Consider the following 8,183-nt stretch of genomic DNA (forward strand, 5'->3'; position numbering starts at 1 on the left):
GGGTGGGAAGTTTGGTCAGTACGTTCCCCGTCATGCCCCGCGAGGCTACGGGCGGGCCGGTCAGCAGGCGGTTTCCCGCCCGTAAGACATCGGTGCACAGGAACTCACCCTGGGCCAGAGGCAGTTGTGAGAAGAGGACGTACGGGACGCGGGCCCGCCCACCCGGCGGGACGGCCTCGCGTCCGAGGCTTGAGAAGCTCGGGAAAAGGCCTTGAGCGGGCTACCCGACCGACCTAACGTTCGGTCCATGACGCCACCCGCCGCGTACCACCTCGCCCAGGTCAACATCGCCCGCCTCAAAGCCCCGCTGGATTCCCCTCAGTTGAAGGACTTCGTCGACGCCCTCGACCCGGTGAACGCGGTCGCCGACACCTCGGACGGTTTCGTCTGGCGCCTGCAGGACGACTCGGGCAACGCGACGGAAGTCCCCGTCCTCGGCGACGACTGGCTCATCATCAACTTGACGGTCTGGCGCGACACCAACGCCCTGACGGCCTTCATGTACCAGGGACAGCACCGGGAAATGCTGTCCCGCCGCCGCGAGTGGTTCGAACGCCTCGAGGAAGCGGTCACGGCCCTGTGGTGGGTCCCGGCAGACCACCACCCGACGGTCGGGGAGGCGGAGGAGCGCCTGCTGCACCTGCGCAAACACGGCCCGACGGCGTACGCGTTCAACCTGCGCACGACGTTCCCACCCCAGGAGGCGCAACCGGCCGGCCCGGACCAGGAGCCGCGACCGGCCGAGGACACGCCGGAGTCCTCCCCGGTCGGCTGATCCCGCCCTGCGGATGTTCCCCGGATGTTCCCCGATGTCCCGCCCGGTGGAACGGGACAGCGGCCCCATGCGGTCGGGACACCGGGCGCGTCACGGTTGTCGGGCAAGTCCGACAGCCGACCGGCCGAGGGCCGGGCGGCACCATTCATGGGGGAAGCACCATGTCCGCTTCGATTTCACATCCGCCCACTTCACATCCGTCCACGACCGGCGCCGGGACCGGCGCCGGTCCGGAGGCGGCGCACGCACGGAGGGAACACCGCGGCTGGGCCTGGGGAGGCATCGTCGCGGCGCTCGGGGGGCTCGCCGTGGTGGTCGCGTCCGGGCCGCTGTGGCCGTTCGAGGACTCCGACCTCATCGACAACGCCCGGATGGTGGACCGGCTCGACGGCTCCGCGATGTGGTGGGTGCTCGTCACTCAGGTGGCGTTCACCGCGGCCGCGCTCGGCGCGGTGGTCTTCGGCGCGGGGCTGCGCCGCCGGCTCGACCGGCAGTGCACGGCCGGCAGCCTGGTGCCGACGACGGCGTACCTGGGGATGCTGCTGGTGGGCGTGATGAGCCTGGTCGGGGCCGGGATGGGCACGGAGACGTTCCACAACCTGCGGATGGACGAGAAGACCGATCCGGACACGATCGTCGGTGAACTGACCCAGCTCGGCACATACGGATGGGTGTGGTCGGGGCTGCTGCTCACCGCGGGGGCGCTCGTCGTCGCGGCGTTCCGGCAGGGCGCGGTGAGCCGCTGGATCGGCGTCGTCAGCCTGGTCTTCGGGTTCTTGGTGCTGGTCACGCAGGTGACGCCGTTCCAGTACGCGGCGCTGTTCGCGGGCGTGCCGTATCTGCTGATCCTCGGCGTGGCCTTCGCCTTCGGCCGGGTCCGCGCGCTCGACTGACGTCGCACGAGCAGCGGGAGCGCGGCAGTCGTACGCAACGGTCGTACGCCGTACGCGGCGGCGCTCCCCCTGCGTTCGACGCAGTGACCGTGGAAGTGCGGTGTCAAGCAGAACGCCTGCTGGGAGCCTTGGCCTGTGGGGGAACAGGCGTGAGGGCCCGGCAGGGCCGGGACGGCGGGGGCCATCGGGTCCCCGCCGTCGGCGTGCTCGTGGCGAGCTGGGGGCTCGCGGCGGCGGCGCTGGTCCTGATGGGCGTGGCGGGCGCTCCCTGGGACGCGACGCAGTGGTACTTCGTCGTGGACGCCGCGGACGCGCTGGTGTACGGCCTGGTGGCGGCCGTCGTCCTGAGCCGGCGCAGACATCCGGTGGCCTGGCTGGTGGCGCTGACCGCGGTCGGCGGGGGCGTCGCGGCGGTCACGGCGCAGGCGGTCGCGCTGTGGGCGCGGGACGCCGGCCCCGGGGCGGTGCCGCCGTCGTGGTCGGTCCTGCAGAGCACCGCCTGGCTGCCGGGCACGCTGGCGCTCGTACTGATCGTGCCGTATCTGGTCTCGGAGCAGGCACCGTCGCCCGCGGTGCGGGCCGCTGTCGGTGCGGGGATCGTACTGATCGCCGGCCTGCTGGCGGTGCAGCTGACCGCTCCGTGGCCGTGGCCGGAGGGCGAGCCGATCGCGCCGCTCGCGGTGCACGACGCGGGATGGGCGCGGCTGGTCGAGCCCGTGCAGCGGACACTGCTCGGCTGCGTGGTGGCGCTGGGGCTGCTCGCCGCGGGCCATGCGGCACGGCGCCGTCGGCGGGACCCGGCGGCGGGCCGAGGGCTCGGCTGGCTGGCGATCGGTACGGGACTGGTGGCGGTGACGTTCCTGCCGCTGGTGCTGTTCAGCGGTGAGGGTCCCGCGGCGCTGCGGCTGTTCACGCCGCTGACGCATCTGGCCTCCCAGGCGTTCTTCCCGGCAGCTGTGCTGGTCGTGGTGCTGCGGCAGCGGCTGTGGGGCATCGACCTGGTGGTCAGCCGGGCGCTCGTGTGGTGGCTGCTCACCGGACTGCTCGTCGCCGGGTACTTCCTGACGGTGGCTGTGCTGGGGCTGCTGCTGCCGGGCGACGGGGCGCTGGGCAGAGTGCTGGCCACGGCGGCGCCCGCGGCCGGGATCCAGCCCGCGCGCGGCTGGCTGCAGCGGCGCGTCGACCGGCTCGTGCACGGGGAGGCGACGGCCCCCGCACTCAGCCGGGTCGGCCGCCATCTCGGCTCCGCGACGGGGCCGCAGGAGACACTCACCGGCATGGCGGAGAGCATCGCCGCGTCCTTCAACCTGGGCTCGGTGCGGGTCCTTGACGAGGACGGGAAACCGCAGGTCACCATCGGCGACCCGGCGGGCCTGGAGTCTGTGGCGGTGCCGCTCGTCGTACGTCGGCGGGAGGCCGGGACGCTGCTGGTGACGGCGCGTCCCGGCGAACGGCTGGACCGGCGCGCCCGTACGGCGCTCGACGAGGTGGCGCCCGTCGTGGCGGCCGCCGTCCATCTCGCCGCCGTCACGCGGGAGTTGCGCGAGTCGCGCGGCCGGCTGGCCGCGGCCCGCGACGACGAACGCCGGGCGCTGCGCCGGGAACTCCACGACCAGTTGGGGCCCGCCCTGGCCGGCATCGGCCTGGGCCTGGCGGCCGCCCGCAACCTGCTCCCGGCCGGCTCACCGGCGGACCCGCTGCTGGCCCGGCTGCGCACCGAGGTCGACACCCAGGTCGAAGAGGTCCGCGTCCTCGCTCGCGGCCTCGTCCCGCCGGTCCTCGCCGAGCTGGGCCTCGTACCGGCGCTGCGGGAGCTGGTGATGCGTCACGAAGCGGACGGTCTCACGGTGGTCGTACACGCCGAGGACGGCCTCGTACGCGACGACGTGCCCCGCGAGGTGGCGGGCACCGTCTACGCGGTCGTCGCGGAGGCCCTGCGGAACGTCTCGCGGCACGCGAGGGCCCGCACCTGCACGGTCACGGTCACAGGCCTGGCCCCGGGCGCGGGCGACCTGCTGACGCTGAGCGTGGAGGACGACGGGCGCGGCATCGGCCCGGGGGCCCGGCCCGGCGTCGGCACCGAGTCGCTCCGGGAACGCGCCGAGGCCCTGGGCGGCACGATCGACTGGGGACCGGGGGAAGACGGTCACGGCACACGGCTCGTTCTCCGCGTGCCGTTACGACCGGAGGGCGAGCTACGGGACGGGACTTCGGCGACAAGGGCAGGACGAGGACGATGACATGGGCGAGAACGCAAAAATGGACGGCGGCACGGACGGCACCATGCCCGACGACGTGACGGAACCGCTGCGGATCGTGGTCGTCGACGACCACCCGGTGTTCCGTATGGGCATGACCGCACTGCTCGACTCGCTGCCCGGCCTGACGGTGGTCGCCGAGGCCGAATCCCTGGCGTCGGCCTCGGCGGCGGCCCACGCACACCAGCCCGATGTGGTGATCATGGACCTGCATCTGGGCGACCGAGTGCCGTCGGGCGTGGAGGCCACACGGGAGATCCTGCGCGTCCGGCCCGGCACGGCGGTCCTGGTCGTGACGATGCTGGACGACGACGACTCGGTGTTCGCCGCGATGCGGGCCGGGGCCCGCGGTTATCTGCTCAAGGGCGCGTCACCCGCCGAGATCGAACGGGCCGTCCGGGCCGTGGCCAACGGCGAGGTGATCCTGGGCCCCGCGGTCGCCTCGCGCACCGTGGCCCACCTGACGGGGACGCGCTCCGCGGGCACCGCGGCGGTGACACTGCCCGAGCTGACCGCGCGGGAGCGCGAGGTCCTGGACCTCGTGGCCCGGGGCCTGGACAACCTGGCGATCTCGCGACGCCTCGTCCTCAGCCCGAAGACGGTACGCAACCATCTCTCCAACATCCTGACCAAGCTCCAGGCCGCCAGCCGCGCCGAGGCCATCGTCCGCGCCCGCCAGGCGGGCCTGGGCGGCAACTGACCGCGCCCCTTAGGGGCGCGGGGAACTGCGCGACCAGCCACAGACGGCCCGCAGTCTTCGCACTACCGCACGCCCCCTCAACGGCGACCCGGCAGAGCCTCAACCCGGCGAAGCCATTCCTCCGGCACCCAGGCGGTAGCCGTTCCCGCGGCGACGACGCCACCCACCATCGCGCACGTCGTGTCCACGTCCCCGAGACCCTCCGCCGTGGTCCACAGCGCGGACGTCAGATCGTCCGGATGACGCGCCGCGCACCACACGGCGAACGGCACGGTGTCATCGGCCCGGATCCGCCGGCCGTTGCCGAGCACATCCGCGGCCTTCCACGGCTCCGTGTCGAACGGCAGCCGCGCCGCACGCGCCAGCCCTTCCCGTACGGCACTGTCGGGCGTCGCGTCCGCCACGGCGTCGACGCTCAGCTGCCCCCGCGTGGACAGCGCGGCGGCGACGGCCACGGCGATCGCGCCCGCGATGCCCTCCGGGTGGGCGTGGGTGACCTGGGCCGACAGCGTCGCCTGCTCGACGACGTGCAGCAGGCTGTCCCCGAACCAGGCACCCAGCGGCGCCACCCGCATCGCCGCCCCGTTGCCGAGACTCCCCTCCCCGTCGAAGAGCCCGCTCGCGAACTCCGCCCAGCGGTGCGGCTCTTCGAGGAGCCGGGGCAGCAGCTGGTGCATGCCGTAGCCGTAGCCGCGCGCGGGGTCGGCGGAGTAGCCGAGGGCGAAGGCGCGGGCCAACTCGGGCTGCCGGATCTCTCCGTACTCGTCGAGCACCCGCTGTACGCCGAGCGCCATCGCCGTGTCGTCCGTCCAGTGCCACTCCGGCTCCTCGGGGGTACGCCGGGCGCGGATCTCCTCGTACGCCTGTTGCGGGTCCCGTAAGAGGGGGAACCAGCGCTCACCGAACGCGTCCCCGAGGGCGAGGCCTTCGAGGCTGCGACGGGCGCCGATGCGGTTGGCCGGCGTGGATCCGGGCCTGGGCGTGGGTGCTGGTGTCGGCTCGGTCATGCCGCGATGATGCAGGGCCACGGTCCGTGACGCACAAGGATTTCGGGGCCCGGCGTGTCACGAGTGGCGGAAACCCGGCCCTCACCCTCCACCGGTCAGGAGGCGCCCGTCTCGATGGCGTCCTCCACCTCCGCGACCCGCTCGCGCTCCTCCTTCGCGAAGCGCTCCGCGTCCAGCTTTTCGGCGATCTCCTCGTCCTGCGCCATCAGCAGATCCAGATTCGAGTTGCCCATCTCGAAGACGCCCATGTCGACGTACGCCTGCTGGAGGCGCTTGCCCCACAGACCGATGTCCTTGACGCAGGGGACGATGCGGCTGAAGAGCAACTGGCGGAAGAGAGCGAGGAATTCGGACCGCTCGCTGTACTCCTCGGCCTCCGCCTTCGGGATGCCGAAGTTCTCCAGGACCTCGACGCCGCGCAGCCGGTCCCGCATCAGATAGCAGCCTTCGATGACGAACTCCTCGCGTTCGCGCAGTTCGGCATCGGAGAGCTGCTTGTAGTAGTCGCGCAGCGCCATGCGGCCGAAGGCCACATGGCGGGCCTCGTCCTGCATGACGTACGCGAGGATCTGCCGGGGCAGCGGCTTGTCGGTCGTGTCCCTGATCATGCCGAAGGCGGCAAGAGCGAGGCCTTCGATCAGAACCTGCATCCCGAGGTACGGCATGTCCCAGCGCGAGTCGCGCAACGTGTCACCGAGCAGCGACTGGAGGTTGTCGTTGATCGGGTACACCATCCCGATCTTCTCGTGCAGGAACCGGCCGTAGATCTCCGCGTGCCGGGCCTCGTCCATCGTCTGGGTCGCGGAGTAGAACTTGGCGTCCAGGTCGGGCACGGACTCGACGATCCGGGCAGCACACACCATCGCGCCCTGCTCACCGTGCAGAAACTGGCTGAACTGCCAGGACCCGTAGTGCTTGCGCAGTTCGCCTTTATCCTCCTCTGTCAGCTTCGCCCAGTGCCGGGTGCCGTACAGACTCATCGACTCGTCGGGGACGCCGAGCGGGTCATACGGGTCTACTTCCAGATCCCAGTCGATACGCCGCTGCCCGTCCCACTGCTTGTCCTTGCCCTTCTGGTACAGGGCCAGCAGCCGCTCGCGTCCGTCCTCGTACTCCCAGCTGAACCGTGCCGCGCCGCTCGCGGGCACCTGCCAGAGGGGGTCTCCGGGATCATTGGCGTAGAGGTCATACGTCGGCATAGTGCGCAGGCTCACACGTGGTAGACGCTGAGTCAACAAGTCTCGCGCAAGGGATTGACTGACTTGCTGACAACCAGTCTCATAAGAGATGGCCGTCGGTAACTCCCCCTCCGCATCCGGATTTCTGAAGAGGTGAACCGGCCATGACGACCGTGACGGAAGCCGACGCGCTCGAAGGGGTGCGCGACGCGCTCGGCCTGCTCAAGGACCGGGAGCAGGTGGCCGCACGGCTGCTCGACGCCTCCGCGAAGCACTCCTTCGACCCCGACAAGGAACTGGACTGGGACGCGCCCTTCGAGGAGGGCAAGTGGTTCTGGCCGCCGGAGTTGGTGTCGCTGTACGGCACGCCGATGTGGAAGCGGATGTCCGAGGAGCAGCGGATCCTGCTGTCCCAGCACGAGGCCGCGGCGCTCGCTTCGCTCGGGATCTGGTTCGAGATCATCCTGATGCAACTGCTCGTACGGCACATCTACGACAAGGCGGCGACGAGCGCCCACGTCCGCTACGCGCTCACGGAGATCGAGGACGAGTGCCGCCACTCGAAGATGTTCGCGCGCCTCATCAGCCGGGGCAGCACCCCCTACTACCCGGTGAGCCGACTGCACCAGAACCTGGGCCGCCTCTTCAAGACGATCTCCACGACCCCTGGTTCCTTCACGGCGACGCTGCTGGGCGAGGAGATCCTCGACTGGATGCAACGCCTCACCTTCCCCGACGAACGCGTCCAGCCGCTGATCCGCGGCGTGACCCGTATCCACGTCGTCGAGGAGGCCCGTCACGTCCGCTACGCCCGCGAGGAGCTGCGCCGCCAGATGGTGACCGCTCCACGCTGGTCCCAGGAGTTCACCCGGATCACCTCCGGCGAGTTCGCCCGCGTCTTCTCCATCGCGTTCATCAACCCCGACGTCTACCCGAACGTCGGCCTCAACCAGCGCGAGGCCCTGTCCCAGGTCCGCGCGAGCGCCCACCGCCGCGAGGTGATGCAAACGGGAGCCAAGCGTTTGACGGACTTCCTCGATGACATCGGGGTGTTGCGGGGCGCGGGCCGACGCCTCTGGAAGTCGTCGGGCTTGCTGCCGTGACCCTCCGGGGTTGAGGGTCGTTTCTCGGCTGCAGCGCCGTCGTGGCTGGTCGCGCAGTTCCCCGCGCCCCTAAAGGGGCGCCCCCGGAACCGCAACGCCCCAAGCCACCACGTGCCCGCACCCTCCCACCGGCGGGAGGGGGCGTGGGTCGGTGCGTCGTATGCCCGTCGCGTAGGTTCGGTCTCAGGAAACCCGCACCGTGTACCACCACCGGGCCGTATGCCCACCCTGCGACGGGCTGACGCACCGGCCCACGACCCCGCACCCCC

Annotated in this window: 7 protein-coding genes; 5 read left to right on the forward strand and 2 right to left on the reverse strand. The window is 71.3% G+C overall.

Annotated elements, in window-relative coordinates; translation table 11 throughout:
• Positions 1-247 precede the first annotated feature (247 nt).
• The 4 genes from G5C60_RS48165 to G5C60_RS48180 all read left to right on the forward strand — a co-directional run bounded on the left by G5C60_RS48165 (position 248) and on the right by G5C60_RS48180 (position 4,626).
• Complete coding sequence (locus G5C60_RS48165) at positions 248-775, forward strand: DUF3291 domain-containing protein (protein WP_165270215.1); 528 nt, start codon at positions 248-250, stop codon at positions 773-775.
• Between the two features lie 161 nt (positions 776-936).
• A complete protein-coding gene (locus tag G5C60_RS48170) occupies positions 937-1,668 on the forward strand; it encodes a hypothetical protein (RefSeq protein ID WP_165270217.1) in 732 nt (243 codons plus the stop codon).
• A 149-nt stretch (positions 1,669-1,817) separates the two neighbouring features.
• Complete coding sequence (locus G5C60_RS53880) at positions 1,818-3,908, forward strand: ATP-binding protein (protein ID WP_165270220.1); 2,091 nt, start codon at positions 1,818-1,820, stop codon at positions 3,906-3,908.
• 1 nt (position 3,909) lies between these two features.
• Positions 3,910-4,626, forward strand: a complete 717-nt coding sequence (locus G5C60_RS48180) for a response regulator (RefSeq protein WP_338146140.1) — start codon at positions 3,910-3,912, stop codon at positions 4,624-4,626.
• Between the two features lie 77 nt (positions 4,627-4,703).
• Here G5C60_RS48180 and G5C60_RS48185 read toward each other — a convergent pair whose 3' ends face one another.
• Together G5C60_RS48185 and G5C60_RS48190 are read right to left on the reverse strand one after the other, a co-directional pair.
• On the reverse strand, positions 4,704-5,633 hold the full coding sequence (locus tag G5C60_RS48185; RefSeq protein WP_165270222.1) for an ADP-ribosylglycohydrolase family protein: 930 nt from the start codon (positions 5,631-5,633) through the stop codon (positions 4,704-4,706).
• 95 nt (positions 5,634-5,728) lie between these two features.
• On the reverse strand, positions 5,729-6,832 hold the full coding sequence (locus G5C60_RS48190) for a ferritin-like domain-containing protein (RefSeq protein ID WP_165270225.1): 1,104 nt from the start codon (positions 6,830-6,832) through the stop codon (positions 5,729-5,731).
• Positions 6,833-6,975: 143 nt separating this feature from the next.
• Here G5C60_RS48190 and G5C60_RS48195 point away from each other — a divergent pair, with 143 nt between their 5' ends.
• Complete coding sequence (locus G5C60_RS48195; RefSeq protein WP_165270228.1) at positions 6,976-7,914, forward strand: AurF N-oxygenase family protein; 939 nt, start codon at positions 6,976-6,978, stop codon at positions 7,912-7,914.
• The last annotated feature ends 269 nt before the right edge of the window (positions 7,915-8,183 follow it).

The organism is Streptomyces scabichelini (assembly GCF_011045015.1).
In the GTDB taxonomy this organism is placed as follows: domain Bacteria; phylum Actinomycetota; class Actinomycetes; order Streptomycetales; family Streptomycetaceae; genus Streptomyces; species Streptomyces scabichelini.

Bases quoted from the DNA above. Each gene is read 5' to 3' on its own strand.
- G5C60_RS48165 (WP_165270215.1), top strand. From the start codon at position 248: ATGACGCCACCCGCCGCGTACCACCTCGCCCAGGTCAACATCGCCCGC.
- G5C60_RS48170 (WP_165270217.1), top strand. From the start codon at position 937: ATGTCCGCTTCGATTTCACATCCGCCCACTTCACATCCGTCCACGACC.
- G5C60_RS48180 (WP_338146140.1), top strand. From the start codon at position 3,910: ATGGGCGAGAACGCAAAAATGGACGGCGGCACGGACGGCACCATGCCC.
- G5C60_RS48185 (WP_165270222.1), bottom strand. From the start codon at position 5,633: ATGACCGAGCCGACACCAGCACCCACGCCCAGGCCCGGATCCACGCCG.
- G5C60_RS48190 (WP_165270225.1), bottom strand. From the start codon at position 6,832: ATGCCGACGTATGACCTCTACGCCAATGATCCCGGAGACCCCCTCTGG.
- G5C60_RS48195 (WP_165270228.1), top strand. From the start codon at position 6,976: ATGACGACCGTGACGGAAGCCGACGCGCTCGAAGGGGTGCGCGACGCG.